Here is a 21266-nt window from a genome sequence, read left to right as displayed (position 1 = left end):
GTTTGCCATGCTAAGTGTAGACTCCAAGACATCAATTCTCTACAAGATGTGCGCAAACTCCATAAAAAAAAGACGCAATCCATAAGAGATGCGTCTTTTTTGTTTTACGGCTTATACATTCTTAAGCATACTTTTTTTCAAACGCTATCATGAAATCAACCAATTGCTGTACCCACTCTAGAGGCACTGCATTGTAAATGCTGGCACGCATACCGCCAACATCACGATGACCTTTTAAATTAAGTAGCCCTGCTGCCTTTGACTCCTCCAAAAATACTTTATCGAGACTGCTGTCAGCCAACGTAAATGGCACATTCATAATAGAGCGATATTGAGGGGCAACTGGATTGTTGTAAAAGCTGCTGTCGTCGATGGTTTTATACAATAAATCTGCTTTTTGTTGATTGACTTTGCCAATAGCAGCGACACCGCCCTGCTCTTCTAGCCAATCGAAAACCAATCCTGCCAAATACCAAGAATAAGTGGCTGGCGTGTTCGACATGGATTCTTTTTCGGCCTGATGCTCATAGTTTAGCAGCATAGGGCACCACTCGCTTGCCTGCCCCAATAAATCTTCGCGGATAATAACAAGGATCAATCCTGCAGGGCCAATATTCTTTTGCGCACCCGCATAAATCATCCCAAACTTAGACACATCAATCGGCTGTGACAAGATACAAGACGACATATCAGCAATGATTGGCGCATCCACTGTCGGTGGCTCAAATATCTGCAATCCATGAATGGTTTCGTTGGCACAGTAATGGAAATAAACAGCATCTTCACTAAGATTCCAATCACTCTGAGCTGGTACATCAGTGAAATTGCTGTCTGTACCCGTTGCCACAAGATTTACCTCACCAAGACCAAGATTGGCATAACGTGTGGCTTCTTTGATGGCTTTACCTGACCATGCTCCTGTCGTTAGATAGTCGGCACGCTTACCATTTAGTAAATTCAAGGGAATCGCTGAAAACTGTAAGCTGGCACCACCTTGTAAAAACAATACCTTATAATTGTCTGGAATGTCCATCAATGAGCGCAGTTTGGCTTCAGCCTTATCCGTAATCTCAATGTACTCTTTGCTACGATGACTGACTTCCATCACTGACACGCCACTACCTTGCCAATCAAGCAGCTCTTTTTGGGCACGTGATAATACTGCAGTCGGCATTGTGGCTGGACCTGCAGAAAAATTAGGTACACGGTGAGGAGCAGCATCCGCTTCTGGTGTCGCTGTTGTATTCGTAGGCATTGAGTTTGTAGACATGGCTATCATCCTAGATATAAAAAGGTTAATCGTTGTGGGTTGGCACTCAAACGTAATGATCAAACTACCTTAAAAAAGCGCTTATGTTTTTATTAGGAATCAGAGAGCTGCTCCCAAAATTGACGTTTTAAACCGCTATCAGCGAGCATCTCATCCAATGTAGGCACGGCAGTCAGGTTCGAATGCTCAAGTCCGTCAGGTAGCACAGTCAATGCAGCCACTTGTACGTCCTCCCTTCTTCCTATTTTAAAGACATAGCCTGCCAGACTGGCATTGGCAAGCTCAGCTGTGTCCATACCTTCACAGATTGGAAATGAGGTGGTCTCGCAGGTTATCGATAGCGCTTGTGTGATGTTGCCCCATAGCTTTTGGGTGTCTTTATTCAGTGCTTGAATATCAACCAAAACCACCCAATTGCTATAGCGACCACCTTGTAGATTAAATGGCGCGACTTTGAGGCTATTATCAGAGTAACGGTCAGTTGACTGGACTTGTTTATCAAAAGCGGCTGCTGGCCGTTCTGTCCTATCGACAAGAGGTTTGACAGCTGTATTAGGATTAACTATATCGGGAGTGACGGTATCAGTGTTCGTCGTGTCAAAACGATACGTAACTGAATTTGGTTCAGATGATGGGCTTAACGTTGTGTCATTATCATCAAAGTAATAACTGTTAATAGGCGCATCGCTTATCGACACACTGTTCAAAGCGCTATTCTCTAAAGCGGCGCTCTCAGCAGCATACATAGCTGATACATTGTCATTTGCGTCATCATCGATATTTGATTGTTCAACATTGAGTGATTCAATGGCTGTATGAGAAGATACTGACTGATCTACTGTATCAACGATGACAGGTGCAGAAATATTGGCAACATTAATAGTATCTGAGCCTGATTGCACCCATTGATTGATACCCATCATTGCCAAAATCTGACGCTGCTGCATACGATGTTGCAATACAATTAGCGGTTCTTGGGTATCACTCATGTGTCTTTACTATCCTGCTAATATTAAGTGGGGTTTTATTTCAAAGAAGATCTAACACCTGCAGCATCTTGGCAGCTCAACATTTATTGTATCAATCATGCGCTATATCACTCAAAAAAGCTGTCGAACGCCTAGCCAATGCTCTGACAATAACACCAAGCAGTCGTACTCATCTTGGCTGACTATCGTATCGTGTAACATCATCGTATGCAATGTACTTAGCCACTGCCTATAATCATGGTAGACGTAAGGCTGAGCAGTGCTATCAGTATGCTCATTATAATCTATTTGATAACCATTCTGTGATTTCTCTTGGTCACTATAATACTGCCAACGCGCATTAACAGGCGCTATAAAAATAGGCACTGCCTGTATCAACGCCAATAATTGTACACCATTTAAGCTTTGGGCTGTCAACAACAGCCACTGCAAATTGGCATCACTGACCGTTGCTAGCTCAATATCAATCAAGCGTGCATGACGTCTTAAATCTACAGTATAGTGCGCCACGCTGGCATGGTTAAAGTGAAGGGTCGAGCTATCCCATGCCGATATCAACTGACCTTTGATATCTTTTGATAAGCGGTAAGCCAATAATATCAAGATCGACTGCCTAGCAATACATAGATTCTCGAATATCTGACCAGAAGGATCAAGCTGGGTCAAAATACTGCCTCTACCCGCCTGCAACTCTTGTTGCCATGCCGCTTGTCTGACTGGCTGCTTATCGTTTAAAACACTAAACAAGGCAGGCAATAACAATTGCATATGTAGCGCTTGCCACAAAGATAGCATTGAGGGCACATTGTCCTCTAAGAGAGCGTACGTTGGCTGAGGCGTGTCACTAATCGCTTTGTCTGTCATCACCTGATGGGCAAATTTTTCACTCAAATCAGTGGTGAGTTGTCCTTTGATTAAGGCTAACATGCCCTCCTGATAGCGCTCAAGCATGGTACGATATTTTTTTTGCTGCATATAATACTGATAGCTACGGTCATCATGCTGGCTTTCGTGTTTTAATCGTAGCGCGTCAATGACGGCTTTAGATAAATCATAATCGCTTAATTGTTTTATACACGATGTGATCAGCGCACTGTCCAAGCGGCGATCAAGGCTGGCAATTTTTTCTAGTAGCTCATTATCTATCTTATGCGGTAATATTTTTGCAGCGTTCACCGTCGCCTCTATAGCATTATTATCCGTAGCAATAGGTATCGTAAGTGATCCATGCCAAATCACTGTCAAGTCATAGCTTACCGCTGTCGATAACGTCTGACCCTGATGACACAACATAGCCGCCTCAATCAGTGCCTGCGCTCCCAGCGGATGATGACGATGATCGATTATATATTGCGGTAACGCGGCTCTTTTTACGTCTTCACTAATAACCAGCTTTGTACTAGGCAATTCGCTATGCGATTTTGCTTGCCAAGGCTTTAGCAACTTTTGGCTATCCGTATCTAATGTACTTACTTGCAAGCGTCCATCGACGATGATATCGGTTTCTGTGATGAACTCAAGTTCTGACTCATTGTCCATGAGAGTACCAAAAGACATGACTGAGCCACTATCATTAGTATTGTTTGGGGTTTGGAGCAATTGTTCGTCAGCTGGAGTTTTGATTTTTTGATTACTAGACAATATTTGCGATCGAAAGGTTGTTTTTTCTTGATAGCTACTGCTTAGGCTATTTTTTTCTGTTGTTTCCCAATTGCCCAATCGACGCTGTTCATATATTTGCTTTATTTTCTGCTGATTGAGCTGTTTTTCTTTAGCAATTTTTATGGCAAAACTGTGGTAAGCACTGGTATTGATCGCCGTCATACGTTCGACTAGACTAGGATGAGTCGCAAACCATGATACATCGCCCAAGTCTGCACCGCTACTGGCAAAGAAGAAATGACTGAGTCCATTGAGATTGCCGATGCCAGTCAAACGCGAGCCAACTGCATCTTGGTGAATGGCTTTTAAGGTTTCTATAATGGCCGGTGAACGCGTCAGCTGCACACTGGTTGCATCCGCCAGTAGCTCACGCTCACGGTTAAAACTGTGTTTAATCAGCTGAGCACTGGCCATACTTGAGAAGCTAAACGTGTGTAATAACAATGCCCACACACTGCGCGATGTTGACCAATCACTAGCCGCTCGATTGGGTAACCACCTCGACTGCTTTTTAGCTTGTGATTGCTGTCTTTGTGACTGTGTTTGCCAGTAGGCAATCCAATCACTATGGTTCTTAAAGTTGCCAGTCTGCGCCTCAGTACGCCTTGCATGAGTATCCACAGTACGTTGCGACATTTGCGATAAAGGCACGTGGCGACTGCCTGCACTCTCAAAATAGTCACTTGAGTTGTTACGGGAACCAGTATTATTAAAAGGATCGCTCCAATCATATAATATCTGCAAGCCTGCAAGCACGACCATCAGCTTCAGATTGAACCCCGCATCACCGTGTAGTATGTGACCGTATTCATGCCCAATGAGTCCATACAATCCCTCATCAGACAATTTATCCAGCGCCCCTTGCGTCACGACTAGCACCATATCCTGATGATGACGACCAGCGACGAAACCATTGATACCTTGTTCATGAGGCAGTACGTAGAGGATAGGCATAGGCACACCTGAAGCAATGGCTAGCTGCTGGGCAATCTCATAATAACGACGATACACAGAGGGTAAGTCGCGCTCATCTCGTACTGCTATATGACGGGAGCTATAACGCACTTTTTGTATAGGTATATGCTGATGAGCAATTCCGCGGCTCTGCTCCCACTCGTCTTGGCTGCGATCAATAAATAGTCTCACCGCCCCTACTCTCTGAGCGATCGCGCGGCCGCCTGCTTTTAGACGACGATACTCTAAAAAGCTACCACCGATAAAGGTTCCTAATATCCATATCGTGACCAGCACCAATACCCAATGATAAATACCGTCCGTAAACAGCGTCAACAGTAGCACCATAACAGCAAGCGCTACTGCCATATGGGCAAAGACAATAATAAAAAACAGTCCGTACAGCAATAAGCTGCGTTTAGTACGTGTTCGCTGGGCACCAAAAAAATCCATCTATTTGTCCGACCTCAAAATAATCGAGCACATTTAATATCAGCCCATATTGACAACTGGTGCTTGAGCAATGGTCTTTCTATCTTCGAAAACTAACGGACTCAAAGGACGAAACCCGAAGGTTGTGCTAACTAGATTATTTGGGAAGACCTCACGATCATTATTGTAAAACATGACACTATCATTATAATGCTGACGTGCAAAACCAATACGGTTCTCAGTATTGGTCAACTCATCCATCAGCTCTTTAATCATGCTGTCAGCTTTTAGCTCAGGATAGGCTTCCACAACAGCAGAAAACTGCCCCAAGGCCTTGGACAACATATCTTCTGCTTTGGCAAACAAAGCCATGTGCTCAAGCGAATCTGGCTGATGCTTGCTTGATGCTTGCAAACTCTGGGCATGGTTACGCGCTGCAATGACGCGAGTAAGGGTCTCTTGTTCGTGAGTCAAATAACGTTTGGCTGTCTCAACCAAGTTTGGGATCAAATCATGGCGGCGTTTAAGTTGAACATCAATTTGGGCAAAACCATTTTTTGCTTGATTACGCGCACGTACCAATTTATTAAAGATCGCAACCCCAAACACTACTATCAACACAACAAGGGCGATAAACAACCAAGCAAACATCTTCATAGTCAGATTCCAAAACGTTTAGGGTTAACAAAAGTTAGCATCTTTTATTTTAACCCATCTTAATCGATGTCATCTCGGAATTAGACAAAAATTCTGCAAAAAAAAGCCCTTTATAATTAAGGGCTTAACGTAATACACAGGAACTTCTAACTATTTTTTGACACAGGAGTCAAATTTTAGGCAAAAAAAAGCGACTCCATCAGCACATCCTCGGCACACATTGTGACTATTACCGTTGCTACCTTCCGGTCCTGGCGGGATTCATAGAACAATGTTGCGAGGCTACCAATGGAGCCACCAGTCGCAAATTATACAAGAATTTTTTAGCATTGCAACCCCCTTTACCAAACTATTTGTTCTATTGCATAAGAAAAATAGTAACCATAAGTGACAAAATTCTAACAGCAGCCTTCTAAAATTTTGTTATTTTAGTTCAGGAAGCTGGGCACACATGGTCTATATAGTGAATGGTCATCTAACAAATAAAATGAACGGCTTTCAACAAATCCATAAGTTTTATCTGATTAAAACTTATATTGATATTTAATTAGGAGATATTTATGAAAACAACTTTATTTAATCAAGCAGCACTGACGACTGGTACGGCGCTTCTACTAACGGCTATGATGGGCGGCGCGCACGCAGAGACCACTGGCTATGACCAGCTTACTTTTCAAGCAGAAGTAAAAGAAGAGGTTCAAAATGATGAAGTACGTGCCAGTCTGTACAAAAAAGCTCAAGCAACGGATTCTAAAACGCTAGCGACTACTCTTAATACGACCATCAACAATGCAATGAAAATCGCTAAGCGCTATCCTAGCGTTACGGTCAGTACAGGCCAACAAACCACCTATCCTCGCTATGACAAAAATGACAAAATCATCGGCTGGACTGGACAAGCCAATATCGATTTGAAAAGCACAGACTTTGCAGCGACGAGCCAGCTTATTGCCGACCTGCAAGAAACGCTCGTGATGGACAATTTAACTTTTGGGGTTTCAGACACTAAAAAAGATGCTTTAGAACAAAAATTGATGACTGATGCTTCTCGCGCTTTTCAGCAACAGGCCAAAAACCTAACACGTGCATGGGATGCTCGCGGTTACCGCGTGGTCAATGTCAATCTAAATACAGGTAGCAACTACCCACGTCCAATGTACAGTGCGATGGCAATGAAAGCTGAATCTGCTGATGCTGTACCAAGACAAAACTTTGAGTCTGGTAACAGCACCATTTCTGTGACCGCCAATGGTACGATTGAGTTGACCAAATAAGTCACTCTTTATCTAAAGTAAACCAAGATTTTTATACTAAAAAGGCAAGCGCTATCAAAAGTGCTTGCCTTATCTTTTTTAAGTTTATTCAGGATATAGCTAGACCGTGTTCTCGTTTTAAAAATAGTGATAAAAATGAGATAAATTGCAGTTAACTTAAGGATTGGCGGTTCCCTTTTGACGCATTTTTAACATAACCTTTTGATGCCATGGTAAGTTTTGATAGGCCAGAAGCTGTTTGGCAATTTTCTTATTATTTTGTAATGTTGTATTGTTTTGAATCACGTAGACGGTACGCGTTATTTGCTGGAGAATCCCACCCTTCTGATTTTTTACCACCGCTTTTATACTATGCGCACCTGGTAGAATATCGACGGTTGCAATCGAGGCACTCAAGCCTTGAGCGACTTCCTTATTGTCAAAATAGATGCTGACTATATCGCCTGTTTGTAGGGCTGGCTTGATTTGCACATTCACATTGATATTTTGTGCTGGACGACGGTAGGCACGCTCTTCGCTCGGTTCAGCGATGGCAAGCTGATAGTTCACTTGTGCCTCCGGCTTAGTAGTGACTTGCTGAGTATCAGACAGCTGAGTACTTTTAACGTTGTTGCTTGTGCCATCGTTACTCATACTATTGCTACTTGTGTTATTGTCGTTTGGATTATTACTATTCGATCGACTGCTCTCACTCCCTGTCGTGATGGCCATCTCAGTCACTTTTTTGCCTGCTTGCTGCTCATGGTTTTGCGGACGGTCAGTAAACGTTACTTGCCCTGTATTTTCATCAACAATCTTATAAATAGGTGCAGCAGTGGCCATGGTCATACAAAAACTGGCGGCGCTAATCATCAAACTGGATAATAAAATCTGTGGCAATTTATTATTCAAAACGGTATTTTTTATTAAAAAAGTCATGGTCAGTTCACCTTACTGATATTTGTTATGAATAGCATGACCGATATTATGCGGTACTTTTGCGGTTAAATCAGTAGTAAATGTACAGAAAATGCTCTTGTCCATTTATACTATGATTGATTTAAAATATACAGTCAAAATACTATAAAAACGCTACGGCAATACTGATATCAATTTTTGCAGCATCGAGCTGCGTAGGCACGGCAAGCAAGAAAAATTAATATCAGCAAAGCGTGATGTATCGATATTACTTTTCACTAACTATATATGGTTGGTTAAAAATATAAAAAAACCAGCTAAGATTCACTTAGCTGGTTTTATTTATTACGTCGGTTTTACTTTTGAGCCAAAAATTAGCAGCTGTAGTACATGTCAAATTCAACAGGGTGCACAGTGACATTAAGACGTTGTACCTCTTCTTCTTTCAAGGCAATAAATGCTTCTAGCATATCTTTTGTGAATACATCACCTTTTAACAAGAACTCATGGTCATCACGCAAAGCTTGTAGAGCTACATCTAAGCTCTCAGCAACCGTTGGGATTTGTGCTTCTTCTTCTGGTGGTAAGTCATACAAGTTCTTATCAGCCGCTTCGCCTGGATGCATTTTGTTCTGGATACCGTCAAGGCCAGCCATCAATAGCGCTGCAAACGCTAAGTATGGGTTTGCTGTTGGATCAGGGAAACGTGCTTCAACACGAACCGCTTTAGGGCTGCTGACATGCGGAATACGGATAGAGGCTGAGCGGTTAGAGGCTGAATAAGCCAGTTTGATTGGCGCTTCGTAATGTGGCACCAAACGCTTATAGCTATTCGTTGATGGATTGGTAATTGCGTTTAAGGCACGAGCATGCTTGATTACACCGCCGATGAAGTACAAGGCTGTTTCAGAAAGGCCTGCATACTCATCACCAGAGAAGGTGTTAACGCCATCTTTTGAGATAGACATATGCACATGCATACCTGAACCATTATCACCAACGATTGGCTTAGGCATGAAGGTTGCAGTTTTACCAAACTGATGCGCTACATTGTGCACAACATATTTTAGTTGCTGAACTTCATCTGCTTTACGAACCATGGTATTGAATGCAACACCAATCTCAGACTGGCAAGAAGCCACTTCATGATGGTGTACTTCTACGCTGCCTTCACCAATAATTTCTTCAATACGTTCACACATTACTGCACGCATATCATGTGAGCTGTCGATTGGTGGTACTGGGAAATAACCGCCTTTTACGCGTGGACGATGCGCCATGTTGCCCCACTCGTAAGTCTCGCCTGTCGACCAAGCGGCTTCTTCAGCGGTAATCTTATGGCTTACACCTGACATATCGACTGACCATTTTACATCATCGAATACAAAGAATTCAGGCTCAGGACCAAAGTACGCAGTGTCGCCAATACCAGTAGACTTCAAATACTCTTCAGCACGGCGCGCGATAGAGCGTGGGTCACGATCATAACCTTGCAGTGTTGATGGTTCAATAATATCGCAAGTTACTACTACAGTCACAGCGTCAAAGAACGGGTCAATAAAAGCAGTCTCAGGATCAGGACGCAAGATCATATCTGATGCCTCGATACCTTTCCAGCCTGCAATAGATGAGCCGTCAAACATTTTACCGTCTTCCATGACTTCTTCATCAACGCTATGCGCTGGGAAACTGATGTGTTGCTCTTTGCCACGTGTATCAGTAAAGCGGAAGTCGACCCATTTTGCATTAGAGGATTTGATAAGGTCTAGTAGTTTGTTTGACATAAATAGTCTCCGTTGTGTAGATCACATTATTGCGATTCAGTTATTTAAAGATTTGGTTGTTTAAAAGCATTACTGCACTTTTCTGGTTTAAGAATAAAGGTTATGTGTGCATTAAAAGTGACATCGTGTTTTTAACAGCTTAATAGCGTGGTGCCTTTAATATTATGCGTGTCATTATCAGCACTATTAATATTATTAGTCAAGAGACTCATTTACAGCATTGTGATGATCAGACTACTAATTTTCTCAAAACCTGCCAAATCTGTTCTCATCTTATCCTAATAATCTGTGACCCATCATGCCGAACTCTTGCGGCGCGTGTCAATCATCATTTTTCAGCGGCATCATAACCATAAATCACCATAACATTAGTGGTGCAAACGCTGTGCCAATATTTTTCTGATAGTAATAGAACAGAGTAAGAATAAATTTATTACTATATTTTTCAAATATTTATATTCTTAAAAAATATTTTTTTACTTTTTAAGAAAAGTCCTTACTCACCTTCTATATCAAATTGCTCACTGGCTTTCTGATTAACGCACAATTATGGTGCATACATAAGCGCCATCATCACGCGATTTGTGTGTTTTTAGTGCGACATGATGATTTAAACTTTTAAGCCTTGGACAATTCAAACCTAAAATACATAGAATAAATGTCTTTGAGCTTATGACATGGATCGTGAGTCGTCTTTACGCCACATTTGATAGAGAACAAAATAGTGGTAAGATAACCGCGTCTTATCAAACCGATTTAGCAGTATTGCTTATTTTGGTAAAGTACGGGTTGTGGTAAGACGCTACAATATAAAGATTCTGTAGATAAATATGTGTCTCTACCTATAAGTTGAAAACCTAATGATTCTAATGATCGATAATTACGACAGCTTTACGTACAACATCGTACAGTACTTCGGTGAATTAAAGCAGGAAATCACCGTTTGGCGTAACGATCAGATCACTATCGAGCAAGTGAGCGCTTTAGCACCTGATGTGATTGTCATTGGCCCAGGCCCTTGTGACCCTGATCGTGCGGGAATATCTTTAGAAATCATCGAAACCTTTAAGGGCGTCATACCCATATTAGGGATTTGCTTAGGACACCAAGCGATTGGCCAAGCCTTTGGTGCCCAGATCGTTAAAGCTGGTAAAGTCATGCATGGACGCTTATCAGCCATTTATCATAATAATAAAGGCATCTTTGCAGGACTGCCCAATCCATCGCAGGCGACTCGCTACCACTCCCTTGTCATTGACAAAACCAGCCTGCCCGATTGTCTGGAGCTGACTGCTTGGACACAAAACAGCGATGGCAGTATTGAGGAAATCATGGGCATTCGTCATAAAAAGTTTGCTATCGAAGGTGTGCAGTTCCATCCTGAGTCTATCCTAAGTGAATCAGGATATCACCTGCTCAATCGCTTTTTACAAACCCATCAGTTAGCAGTATTAGCCGTAGACGATTTGCCCCAAGTCGGCTAATTACCAAATAAAATCAGTATTAATAATAAAAGTCATTTATAAAAAATAGTAAGAGAGACAATAATGAATACATCTAAAACGACAGAAAACATTAGCCCGACTGATATTGCGCAGCTGTCTGATGAAGATACTCATAAGCTTTTGACCACAGCATTAGCAAGAATATTTCAGCATATCGACTTAACTTTTGATGAGATGTATCAAGTGATGCTCATCATCATGCAAGGTAGATGTAGCGATGCCATGATGGGTGCGATATTGACGGGTATGCGCATGAAGGGAGAGTCTATTGATGAGATCACTGCCTCAGCCAGCGCCATGCGTGATTTGGCAGCGAACATCACGCCAAAAAACTGTGACTATCTGGTAGATATCGTAGGTACAGGTGGCGATGGTGCAAACTTATTTAATGTCTCCACTGCATCGGCCTTTGTTGTAGCTGCGGCAGGCGCACAAGTTGCCAAACATGGTAACCGCGGTGTCTCAACCAAGTCTGGTAGCTCAGACCTACTTGAGGAAGCTGGCATCAGTCTGGCTCTCACGCCTGAACAAACCAAAGACTGTATCGAAAATCAAGGCGTCGGCTTTTTGTTTGCGCCCAATCACCATAGTGCCATGCGCTACGCCAATCCAGTACGTCGTGAATTGAAAGCTCGTACGATTTTTAATATTTTGGGGCCATTGACCAACCCTGCTGGCACGCCAAACTTAGTCATTGGTGTCTTTACTGCTCAGCTTTGTGAACCCATTGCTAAAGTCATGAAAAACTTAGGCGCCCGTCATGTGATGGTTGTTGGTGCAAAAGATGGTCTAGATGAAATCAGCCTTGCCACCTCTACCACTGTCGCTGAGCTAAAAGATGGAGAAGTGAGCGTTTATGAGATGATGCCAGAAGATGCAGGTATCGAATCACAAACGCTAATCGGTCTCGATGTTGACTCTCCGAAACAAAGTCTTGAGCTGATTCGTGCGGCTTTATCAGGAGTAGAGACCACTGATCGCTCTGTTCTCAAAGCCCGTGACATGATTGCCTTAAATGCTGGCGCAGCGATATATACCGCCGGTCTTGCCAGCAACTATCCTAATGGCGTTAGCCGAGCTCAAAGTATCATTCAAAAGGGTGACGCACTGACAAAACTTGAGTCATTAGCTACATATACACAGCAGTTGGCAGCCAAAGATTAAACAAGAATTGCTATCAGTATATGAGCTTAGCCCTTACTCTTTATTGACATTTAACCCTATTCGGATACCAGCATGACCATAACTCATACACAGATTCCCACCGTACTACAGCGTATTGTCGCAACCAAAGTAGAAGAAGTAAAAGCCGCCCGTGAGGCCTTATCGCTTGAAGATTTAAAAGCGAAAGTCGCAGCAGAGACAAAGCCGCGTCGAGGCTTTGCAGCCGCGCTACGAGCTGCTGACATTGGGATTATTGCTGAGATCAAAAAAGCCTCTCCTTCTAAAGGAGTTATCAATCACAATTTTACACCAGCTTTATTTGCAGAGCAGTACGAGCGCGCTGGTGCCAGCTGCTTATCGGTATTAACGGATCGTGACTACTTTCAAGGCGATGATACATATCTCATCCAAGCCTCTAATGCTGCAAGCTTGCCCGTATTACGTAAAGATTTTATGATTGATACGTATCAAATCTACCAATCTTACTTGATGGGAGCAGATTGTATCTTGCTGATCATGGCATGCCTTGATGACGCGCAAGTACGGGAGCTGCATGCATTGAGTATTGAGCTGGGAATGGATGTGCTGATAGAAGTACACACCCAAACTGAACTTGAACGTGCCCTACAATTACCTCGCTCACAGCATAATATTTATGGTATTAACAACCGAGATTTGAATACTTTTGATGTCAGCCTACAAACCACTCTTGATCTGAAAAACTTGTTGGTTGAAGCGCTAAATACAGACCTTGATAACAAAGCGCCAAAACCGCTGATTGTCACAGAAAGTGGCATTCACAGCAGTGACGATATTCGCTTGATGCTAGATCACGATATTCAGCACTTTTTAATCGGTGAGCAATTTATGAAAACTGATCACCCTGGCCAAGCGTTACAATCCTTACTTGCGGGCGTTGCAGCAGACGGGTAAAGTAGCTATAAAAAGTGACTGTAACAAGTAACCTGAATCAACTATTTTAAGCTTTGAGAAGATTAAATCTTTATTAAAGCTAATCGATTATTTTTACACAGTATTGGCTATCATACGTAGTATGAGCCTCTTCATTCATCAATCAACGATACGTTAACTTTTATGTCAAACTCTCTATTTTCAAAAGAAATGCAAGACCAGCTCAAAGAATTAAAAGGCCAATTGAGTAAAGGGCGTGATACCAATACTCCTGAAGGCGAAAATCAGAAGCCCACCGAACCTGTGTCATTACTCACCCAAAAGCAGGTCAAAAAAACCGTAAAACAGCTAGACAGCGAGCATGTCGATGACGATAAGGTGCTGTTTATGCAAGCTATGCATGGTGTTAATCAACTTGAAGACAAAAACGTGCGCTCACCTACAAGTACGGCAAGAGCACGCAAACCTGATGCGGCAACTTTGTCGAAACGTGCGGCTGCGCAAGGCAGTGACACAATCGATCTAGGCGCTGGCTTATCAGACATGCAAGCACTATTGAACCCTGTGGCGGGCGAGGCTTATCTGTCTTATAAGCAGCCAACCTTGCAAAACAAGATTTTCGATCAGCTTAAAAAAGGCAAGTTACGTTGGTATGATGCGGTCGACATTCATGGTTGCACCATCGAAGAAGCACGCGATGCAATGACGCAATTATTGAGCCAAGCCAAGCAAAACAATGAAACCATGGTAAAAATCGTTCATGGTAAAGGTAGCGAAGCCATTCTAAAAACTTGTGTCAATGGTTGGTTACGTCAATTGCCAGAAGTATTGGCATTTTGTTCAGCACCGCCAAAAGATGGTGGTAACGGTGCGGTATTGGTATTGCTAAAAAAACCCAAAGTTGATGGCGAGTAAGTTATAGCACTCAAACATAAAAAAGGACTGCAAATAAGCAGTCTTTTTTATGTCGCTAGTACCGTGCATCATATACCACCTACCTTTAAGCAAGGTTTTATATTATCTTAATGCAGATATCTTTTTCGTTGTTAAGGAGCATGCAGTATGAGCGTAAATACGATTGAAAATACACAAGCGCTAGATGAGCATATTACAGCGTTGATCGCTATTGAACCAAAATTCGCCTCTGTCTACAGGCAAGTTGGTACACCAAGCCTAAGACATAATGCTGGTGGGTTTGAGCAACTGATGAGAGCCATGGTAGGTCAACAGCTGTCTGTAGCAGCGGCAGCGAGTATTTGGCAACGACTAATAGATGCAGGTTTGACGACTCCGCAAGCAATTGATGAAGCCACAGATGAGATATTACGTACACAAGGATTGTCTAAACAAAAAACGCGTTACATTCACTCATTAGTGGCGCACGATATTGATTTTAAGGCATTAGCGATGATGCCAGATGAAGCAGTCATAAAGACGCTGACTGCCGTGACTGGCATCGGGCGCTGGACAGCGGAGATGTACTTGCTATTTTCATTAAAACGCTCAGACATACTTGCTGCGGATGACTTAGCGATCAAAGTTGCGGCAATGGAGATACTAGAACTGTCTGAACGTCCAACACCAAAACAACTAACAAGTCTGACTCAAGACTGGGCGCCCCATCGCAGTGCAGCCAGTCTATTACTATGGTCATATTACGGATTGTTGCGCAATAAGACCGCCATCCCCTTATAAACCATAAATTCTTTTATCAGAATTACTAGCAAGTTTGCTCAAACTATATGCTTAGAACTGATTCCATATAGAAAAACCCAATTTTCTTTTTTCTTGCTTGTTGGCATGTCTAAAGGTACTTTTCCTCAATAATCGGCTTTTATTTCTCAATGATCTAAAAGGATGGCTGTGTTTGCCAGCTTCCGATTTTTTCGTTTTTTGATCAGCTTTGTCATTACTTTGAGTATCATCACTCTCTTTATCCAATACAAAGTTATAACGGTCACTCTTATCATCAGTAGAAATGACCTCGTTATCATTTATATTGTTATCATTAATTGTCTCTTCACCATCATCTATATCGTCATCTTCTGAAGTTGGATCAAACTCATTTTGATTGACAATAAGCTGCTGTGTTGGTAGCGCATGCTCGACTTTATACTTAGCCACTTGGGTCAACAGATCGACAAATAAAACGTTTTGCTTGTCATAGAACTCTCCAATTCCATTGGCGTTAATGTAAGCCTGTAATTGAATGACATAACAGTCTTGTCGTAACTCTAAAATATTGACCTGGTTCCATTCTTGATTGGTTAAATAATGCTCATTTAAATATTCATCTAGCTCTTTGACCATTTTAAAGACCACATCGATATTGGCCGTACGCTTGATATATAGCTGATGAAAGAAGCGGAACATATCACGTGAGGTAAAATTTTCAATCTGCATTGATGAAAAGTCGCCGTTTGGTACAGTAACTACCGTACGTGTCAAGGTACGCACACGCGATGATCGAATTCCAATGTCAATGACAGTACCTTCGTAAGTCCCAAACTTACAATAGTCCCCTATTCTTACGGGTGAATCTGCTACGACAACGACACTACCAACTAGGTTTTCGATGGTCTTTTGCGCACCAAGTGCTAATGCTAAACCACCCACACCTAATGCGGCAATACCGGTCGTCAAATCAAAACCTAAATTGCCAAAAATGACGATAACAGCGAATATCAGCAGTAACGCTTTGACGACTTTACGCAGTAAACCCAAAATCGAGACACGTTCAGTATAGTTTTTCTTATAACTTAAATTCACCGCTCGAGTAAATATGGCATCGATAACTCGAAGCAGCAACCAAGTCAGCGCAAGCCAAGAGGCAATCTGAGTAAAGCGGTTGATAGGCTCACGTAACGTAACGGATACGCCAGCGTAAACCATAACCTCAGACAATATCATCGCCATAGTGACCACGGCCATTGGCAAGATCACTTTGTCAGGTAGCGGTAAAGGTACACCACGTACGCGAGGATACGCAATTCTCAATAGATGATATAACAACCAGACCAAGATATAAGTAAGCACAAAACTACTGACAATCATGGTTAAAGCTGCAACCAAATCAGCCATTTCATAACCAAAAAGCTTTTTGCCTTCTAATGACCCTAAGGTATAACGAGATACCAAGGTTGGTTCAGTATTTTCTATGACTTCGGGTATGGAGCTAAGAGTCTCACTCGAAAACTGCCAATACTGCTCACCTTCTTTAGATACCACTCTCTCTAGTATTAGTGAAACGCTTTTGTCACCAACACTGATGACGCCGACATTCTCTTGGCTCGGGGGTAATTGGTCAGTTAAATTACCCTCAGGGGTATTGTTAATCTGTAAGTCTGGTTGAAAACGCCCACCAGCATCTAACGCCTGCTTAAACTGCCTGACAATCGTGGTGGGATTGTCAGACTTCGATAAGTTTAGATAATTACTTGCCAGCAAATAATCATTTTCACTCAACGCACTAATAAACCCTTGTACTGCATGTCGCGGCGTATCGCGTCCAAAAGAATCTGGTAACGGTGTACTGGTCGACGATTCTTCACTGCTACTTCCACCCATAAGAGCACTAGGCTCAGCAGCAAAGGCTGTGCTAATCGATAATAAACTCATCACCATCGCAAGCAAAAATACACTTACCGCTAAGGATATTTTTTTGGTCAGATACGATAGAGACAACCCAGTATTGACAATCAAATTACGTTCAATAGACAAAACAAACCTCTTAGCTTGATAGGCACTACAACTGAAATGGATAAAACGGTTGCTTATGATAGCAATTATTTATAACAGCAATGCTTTTGATTACGCATTTACATAACTCTATATATGATTACTCTATAATTTGCTCTTTCTTATATCCATAAATGTGAAAAATCCTCTAAATAATTAACAAAATAGAAGCCAAAACCGTCAGATGAAACTCTCTCTTGAAAATTATTCAGCTTAGCGTGAATAAATATTAGATTAAAGTGGTTTATAAATGAAGTGGTTTTGTAGATAATGGCGGCCTGTAAACTAATTATTACTTTTTGTAATTTTTACCTTCTTGACTTTCACTTTTGTAACTTCTTTATTTGATTAATTTGGAATTAAAAATGGTTTTATCACGCTCATCTTCTACTGCCTATCTTCGGTTATGTATCTTAAGTGCACTTGGCGTACTTACTATAAATGCCACCGCAGCACCCAACGATGCAAACGTTATCAACGATGATGAGATACCGAAAGTCGAGCTTGATAAAATTGTTGTCACTGCCACGCGTACGCCTACTAAAACCAGCAACATCATTGCCCAAACTAGAGTCATTGATAGCGAAGAGTTGCAACGCTATCAAGGTCAGACTGTTTTGGAAGTGATTAAACGTCAGCCGGGCATTAATTTTAAACAAAACGGTGGTATTGGTGCTACTTCAAACTTTTATATGCGTGGCTACGATAGCAAACAAGTCCTCGTGTTAATTGATGGTATACGATATAGCTCGGTCAGTGCTGGAGGCGCTGCGTTAAATTTACTACCTACTGATCAAATCGATCGTATTGAAGTTCTATATGGCGCATCAGGTTCTAGCATCTATGGTGCAGACGCTATGGGCGGCGTGATTCAAATTTTCACTAAAGGCCATAATGTAGATCGAAGCAGTATGTCAGTTACCGCGGGTATCGGCTCAAACGATCATTATGTATACGGTGCAAGCGCACAACTTGCCAATAATAATGGTACTACATTCAGCCTTTCAGCCAGTCACAACGAAACAGATGGTATCAATGCGACCCGACTAGATCCCAGTAATCAATATGACCCTTATAATAAAGACGATGATGGTTTTGAGAGCGACAGCGTAAGCCTAGTAGTCAATCAGCGTGTTAATGACACGTTACTGACAGGTGCTAGCGTCTTGTACAGTAAATCCACTACTGAATATGACGATGGTACTTTTGAAAACGCTCATGCTGATCAAGAAAACGGCGCAGCGCAAGCTTATGTCGACTGGCAATATATGCCTGATGCTTCTATTAAGCTCCAATACGGTCATTCTATTGATAAGAGTAAGTCTTATGCTCAGTTTCCTAATGTATTCGATGGTACTCAAGACCAAATTAGCTTAGTTGGCAAAAACAAGCTGCTAGCTGGTGAAGGTGTTTATGGTCTGGAATACCTCACTCAAGACTTGGACAGTACTGCTTACAGTATTGATGAGCGTAATGTCAAAAGTGTCTTTGCTGGCTATGTCGTCGCCAATGACCGATTTGATGCTCAAGCCAACCTACGCTACGATGATGATTCACGTTATGGAGATGAAACCACCTATAATTTAGGGGGCGCGATGCATCTTAGCCCTAATTTTCGCGTTGGTGCGAGCTATGCTAAAGGCTTCCGCGCACCTTCCTTCAATGATTTAAGCCCTGCATACGGTGGCGACCTTAACCTTAACCCTGAGACTAGTGACAACTATGAAGTGTTTGCTCAGTACGACAGCACCAATCACAGCACACGTCTGACAGGTTATCGCAGTAATGTGGATAATTTAATTGCTTACTCTAACTTCGAAGCAAAGAATATCAATAGCGCTAAGATTGAAGGCATATCTTTAACCTCTGACTGGGAGATGAACGACTATCTATTCGGCGGCAGTTATGACTACAACCAGGCAGAAGACAGTAGTGGCGGAAGTGATGATGGGAACTCTCTTCCCTATCGTCCTGAGCATGAGGGCTTGGTATATGTCGGATACCGCCTGCCTAGCTTAGATATACGTGCTGAATATCAGTATGTGGGAGACTATTACAGCAGAATTACCAATACTGATGCTCAATTTGTGGACAATTATGGATTGCTGAACATCAGTGGTAACTACAAACTTACTGATAACTTGTCTATGACTGCACGTCTAAACAATATCACTAATGAAAACTATATAACTGATATTGGCTACAACACTGATGGCATCAACTACTTTACCTCACTAACCTATAACTGGTTCTAATCCTGAACACTTAACCGCACAAAACCACTAAGAATAAATAGGTCACCAATTGGTGGCCTTTTTTATGATAATTAAAATCACATACCACATATGCCATTATTGCCTATCATTTACCTTATCCAATAGGTGACAAGCTAGGCCTCATCTATTACAATAACGACCTCCGAGAGGTGTTGCGCCATAATGATGGATGGCGGTGTTTATGTTGAAGCACTTGCTATTCAACCCTTATGTTAGGCTCGGTTAACTGTTGGCTACCTATTCTTGGTCATCAACAGCGCAAATAACGGCACCTGCGTTTTTATTCTTTTTATCATAAATCAACCACTGATAGGAGCATATTATGGACGCAGTGTCTAACACCCCATCTGCCCATACAATCGATCCCTCTTTCACTGACTATAAAGTCGCTGACATCAGCCTTGCTGATTACGGCCGCCGTGAAATCACGCTTGCTGAAGCTGAAATGCCTGCCCTAATGGGTTTGCGTCGTCGTTACGAAGCAGAGCAACCACTCAAAGGCGCTAAAATCGCTGGCTGTATCCACATGACGATTCAGACTGCCGTGCTTATCGAAACGCTAGTTGCGCTAGGTGCTGAAGTACGCTGGACCTCATGCAATATCTTCTCAACTCAAGATCACGCAGCGGCGGCCATTGCTGCGGCTGGTATCTCTGTTTATGCTTGGAAAGGTGAGACAGAAGAAGAGTATGAGTGGTGCTTACGTCAGCAAGTACACGTTGGCGGCGAAGCATCAGGTCAGCTTTGGGATGCCAACTTAATCTTGGATGATGGCGGCGATTTGACCGCTCTGATTCATGATGAGTATGCTGAGCTTCTTGATAATATTCATGGTATCTCAGAAGAAACCACCACTGGTGTACACCGTTTGGTTGACATGTTGAATAAAGGTACACTAAAAGTACCAGCTATCAACGTCAATGACGCGGTCACAAAATCTAAAAACGACAACAAATACGGTTGCCGTCATAGCTTAAATGATGCCATTAAACGTGCAACAGACATGTTCCTTGCGGGTCGCCGCGCCTTAGTTATCGGTTATGGCGATGTAGGTAAAGGCTCTACGCAAAGCTTACGTCAAGAAGGCATGATTGTACGTGTATCAGAAGTCGATCCTATCTGTGCTATGCAAGCTTGTATGGATGGCTTTGAAGTATTATCACCATACATCAATGGCGACAATACTGGCGGCGCAGAAAACATCAACAAGCGCTTGCTTGAAGATACAGATATGATCGTCACCACCACTGGCAACTATCATGTTTGTGACAGACATATGCTAGCAGCATTGAAGCCTGGTGCTGTGGTTTGTAATATTGGTCATTTCGATACCGAAATTGACACCCAATTTATGCGTGACAACTGGCGCTGGGTTGAGATCAAGCCGCAAGTTCATCAAATCTTCCGCTCAGATGATGAAAACGATTATCTAATTTTACTTGCTGAAGGTCGTTTGGTGAATTTAGGTAATGCAACCGGTCACCCATCACGCGTGATGGACGGCTCATTTGCTAACCAAGTATTGGCTCAAATGTACCTGTTTGAAGGAAAATTCGCTGAGCTGCCAGTTGATGAGCGTTTTGATAACTTATACGTCAAAGTACTACCAAAGAAGCTGGACGAAGAAGTAGCAGCAGCGATGGTTGCAGGCTTCAATGGTACACTGACTAAGCTAACTGAAAAACAAGCTGAGTACTTAGGTGTACCAGTTGAAGGTCCATTCAAACCTGACGCTTATAAATACTAATCAAA

Annotated in this window: 15 protein-coding genes and 1 other RNA gene; 8 read left to right on the top strand and 8 right to left on the bottom strand. The window is 42.3% G+C overall.

The window, feature by feature from the left end:
* Nucleotides 1-121: 121 nt before the first annotated feature.
* The 5 genes from serC to ffs form a co-directional block, all read right to left on the bottom strand.
* Nucleotides 122-1255 carry a 3-phosphoserine/phosphohydroxythreonine transaminase gene (serC, locus tag CIK80_RS14265; RefSeq protein ID WP_095570647.1) on the bottom strand — a complete coding sequence of 378 codons (1134 nt, stop codon included), beginning with the start codon at nt 1253-1255 and terminating at the stop codon, nt 122-124.
* A 107-nt stretch (nt 1256-1362) separates the two neighbouring features.
* A complete protein-coding gene (locus tag CIK80_RS14260) occupies nt 1363-2259 on the bottom strand; it encodes a hypothetical protein (protein WP_095570570.1) in 897 nt (298 codons plus the stop codon).
* Between the two features lie 111 nt (nt 2260-2370).
* Nucleotides 2371-5328 (bottom strand): M48 family metalloprotease, encoded by a 2958-nt coding sequence (locus tag CIK80_RS14255; protein WP_095570569.1) that lies wholly within the window; start codon nt 5326-5328, stop codon nt 2371-2373.
* A gap of 39 nt (nt 5329-5367) precedes the next feature.
* A complete protein-coding gene (locus tag CIK80_RS14250; protein ID WP_095570568.1) occupies nt 5368-5964 on the bottom strand; it encodes a LemA family protein in 597 nt (198 codons plus the stop codon).
* A gap of 194 nt (nt 5965-6158) precedes the next feature.
* Nucleotides 6159-6255, bottom strand: an RNA gene (gene ffs, locus CIK80_RS14245) — signal recognition particle sRNA small type.
* A gap of 269 nt (nt 6256-6524) precedes the next feature.
* Between ffs and CIK80_RS14240 the strand changes: the two genes are divergently transcribed.
* A complete protein-coding gene (locus tag CIK80_RS14240; protein ID WP_095570567.1) occupies nt 6525-7238 on the top strand; it encodes an SIMPL domain-containing protein in 714 nt (237 codons plus the stop codon).
* Between the two features lie 156 nt (nt 7239-7394).
* On the opposite strand, the gene CIK80_RS14235 is transcribed toward CIK80_RS14240, so the two are convergent.
* Together CIK80_RS14235 and glnA are read right to left on the bottom strand one after the other, a co-directional pair.
* Nucleotides 7395-8156, bottom strand: a complete 762-nt coding sequence (locus CIK80_RS14235) for a DUF4124 domain-containing protein (RefSeq protein WP_095570566.1) — start codon at nt 8154-8156, stop codon at nt 7395-7397.
* 353 nt (nt 8157-8509) lie between these two features.
* A complete protein-coding gene (glnA, locus tag CIK80_RS14230; RefSeq protein WP_062844656.1) occupies nt 8510-9919 on the bottom strand; it encodes a type I glutamate--ammonia ligase in 1410 nt (469 codons plus the stop codon).
* A gap of 860 nt (nt 9920-10779) precedes the next feature.
* On the opposite strand from glnA, the gene CIK80_RS14225 reads away from it, so the two are divergent.
* The 5 genes from CIK80_RS14225 to CIK80_RS14205 all read left to right on the top strand — a co-directional run bounded on the left by CIK80_RS14225 (nt 10780) and on the right by CIK80_RS14205 (nt 15195).
* Entirely contained in the window at nt 10780-11403 is a 624-nt protein-coding gene (locus CIK80_RS14225) for an aminodeoxychorismate/anthranilate synthase component II (RefSeq protein ID WP_095570565.1), read from the top strand.
* A gap of 63 nt (nt 11404-11466) precedes the next feature.
* On the top strand, nt 11467-12588 hold the full coding sequence (gene trpD, locus CIK80_RS14220) for an anthranilate phosphoribosyltransferase (RefSeq protein WP_095570564.1): 1122 nt from the start codon (nt 11467-11469) through the stop codon (nt 12586-12588).
* Nucleotides 12589-12660: 72 nt separating this feature from the next.
* Nucleotides 12661-13521 (top strand): indole-3-glycerol phosphate synthase TrpC, encoded by an 861-nt coding sequence (trpC, locus tag CIK80_RS14215; protein ID WP_095570563.1) that lies wholly within the window; start codon nt 12661-12663, stop codon nt 13519-13521.
* Between the two features lie 162 nt (nt 13522-13683).
* Nucleotides 13684-14415 carry a Smr/MutS family protein gene (locus CIK80_RS14210; protein WP_095570562.1) on the top strand — a complete coding sequence of 244 codons (732 nt, stop codon included), beginning with the start codon at nt 13684-13686 and terminating at the stop codon, nt 14413-14415.
* 147 nt (nt 14416-14562) lie between these two features.
* Nucleotides 14563-15195, top strand: a complete 633-nt coding sequence (locus CIK80_RS14205; protein WP_095570561.1) for a DNA-3-methyladenine glycosylase — start codon at nt 14563-14565, stop codon at nt 15193-15195.
* Nucleotides 15196-15246: 51 nt separating this feature from the next.
* On the opposite strand, the gene CIK80_RS14200 is transcribed toward CIK80_RS14205, so the two are convergent.
* Nucleotides 15247-17220, bottom strand: coding sequence for a mechanosensitive ion channel family protein (locus tag CIK80_RS14200; protein WP_257011791.1), 1974 nt, complete (start codon nt 17218-17220; stop codon nt 15247-15249).
* 383 nt (nt 17221-17603) lie between these two features.
* Between CIK80_RS14200 and CIK80_RS14195 the strand changes: the two genes are divergently transcribed.
* Together CIK80_RS14195 and ahcY are read left to right on the top strand one after the other, a co-directional pair.
* Nucleotides 17604-19493, top strand: coding sequence for a TonB-dependent receptor (locus CIK80_RS14195; RefSeq protein WP_095570560.1), 1890 nt, complete (start codon nt 17604-17606; stop codon nt 19491-19493).
* Between the two features lie 343 nt (nt 19494-19836).
* Complete coding sequence (gene ahcY, locus CIK80_RS14190) at nt 19837-21261, top strand: adenosylhomocysteinase (RefSeq protein WP_095570559.1); 1425 nt, start codon at nt 19837-19839, stop codon at nt 21259-21261.
* The last annotated feature ends 5 nt before the right edge of the window (nt 21262-21266 follow it).

The sequence above is a fragment of the Psychrobacter sp. JB193 genome, assembly GCF_002285555.1.
Lineage (GTDB): Bacteria > Pseudomonadota > Gammaproteobacteria > Pseudomonadales > Moraxellaceae > Psychrobacter > Psychrobacter alimentarius.
The sequence above is the reverse complement of the archived record's forward strand: the minus strand, read 5'-3'. Positions and strand labels throughout refer to the sequence as shown.

What these genes read in the sequence shown, in the direction of transcription:
- serC (WP_095570647.1), bottom strand. Translation starts at nt 1,255, where the DNA reads ATGCCTACGAATACAACAGCGACACCAGAAGCGGATGCTGCTCCTCAC.
- CIK80_RS14260 (WP_095570570.1), bottom strand. Translation starts at nt 2,259, where the DNA reads ATGAGTGATACCCAAGAACCGCTAATTGTATTGCAACATCGTATGCAG.
- CIK80_RS14255 (WP_095570569.1), bottom strand. Translation starts at nt 5,328, where the DNA reads ATGGATTTTTTTGGTGCCCAGCGAACACGTACTAAACGCAGCTTATTG.
- CIK80_RS14250 (WP_095570568.1), bottom strand. Translation starts at nt 5,964, where the DNA reads ATGAAGATGTTTGCTTGGTTGTTTATCGCCCTTGTTGTGTTGATAGTA.
- CIK80_RS14240 (WP_095570567.1), top strand. Translation starts at nt 6,525, where the DNA reads ATGAAAACAACTTTATTTAATCAAGCAGCACTGACGACTGGTACGGCG.
- CIK80_RS14235 (WP_095570566.1), bottom strand. Translation starts at nt 8,156, where the DNA reads ATGACTTTTTTAATAAAAAATACCGTTTTGAATAATAAATTGCCACAG.
- glnA (WP_062844656.1), bottom strand. Translation starts at nt 9,919, where the DNA reads ATGTCAAACAAACTACTAGACCTTATCAAATCCTCTAATGCAAAATGG.
- CIK80_RS14225 (WP_095570565.1), top strand. Translation starts at nt 10,780, where the DNA reads ATGATTCTAATGATCGATAATTACGACAGCTTTACGTACAACATCGTA.
- trpD (WP_095570564.1), top strand. Translation starts at nt 11,467, where the DNA reads ATGAATACATCTAAAACGACAGAAAACATTAGCCCGACTGATATTGCG.
- trpC (WP_095570563.1), top strand. Translation starts at nt 12,661, where the DNA reads ATGACCATAACTCATACACAGATTCCCACCGTACTACAGCGTATTGTC.
- CIK80_RS14210 (WP_095570562.1), top strand. Translation starts at nt 13,684, where the DNA reads ATGTCAAACTCTCTATTTTCAAAAGAAATGCAAGACCAGCTCAAAGAA.
- CIK80_RS14205 (WP_095570561.1), top strand. Translation starts at nt 14,563, where the DNA reads ATGAGCGTAAATACGATTGAAAATACACAAGCGCTAGATGAGCATATT.
- CIK80_RS14195 (WP_095570560.1), top strand. Translation starts at nt 17,604, where the DNA reads ATGGTTTTATCACGCTCATCTTCTACTGCCTATCTTCGGTTATGTATC.
- ahcY (WP_095570559.1), top strand. Translation starts at nt 19,837, where the DNA reads ATGGACGCAGTGTCTAACACCCCATCTGCCCATACAATCGATCCCTCT.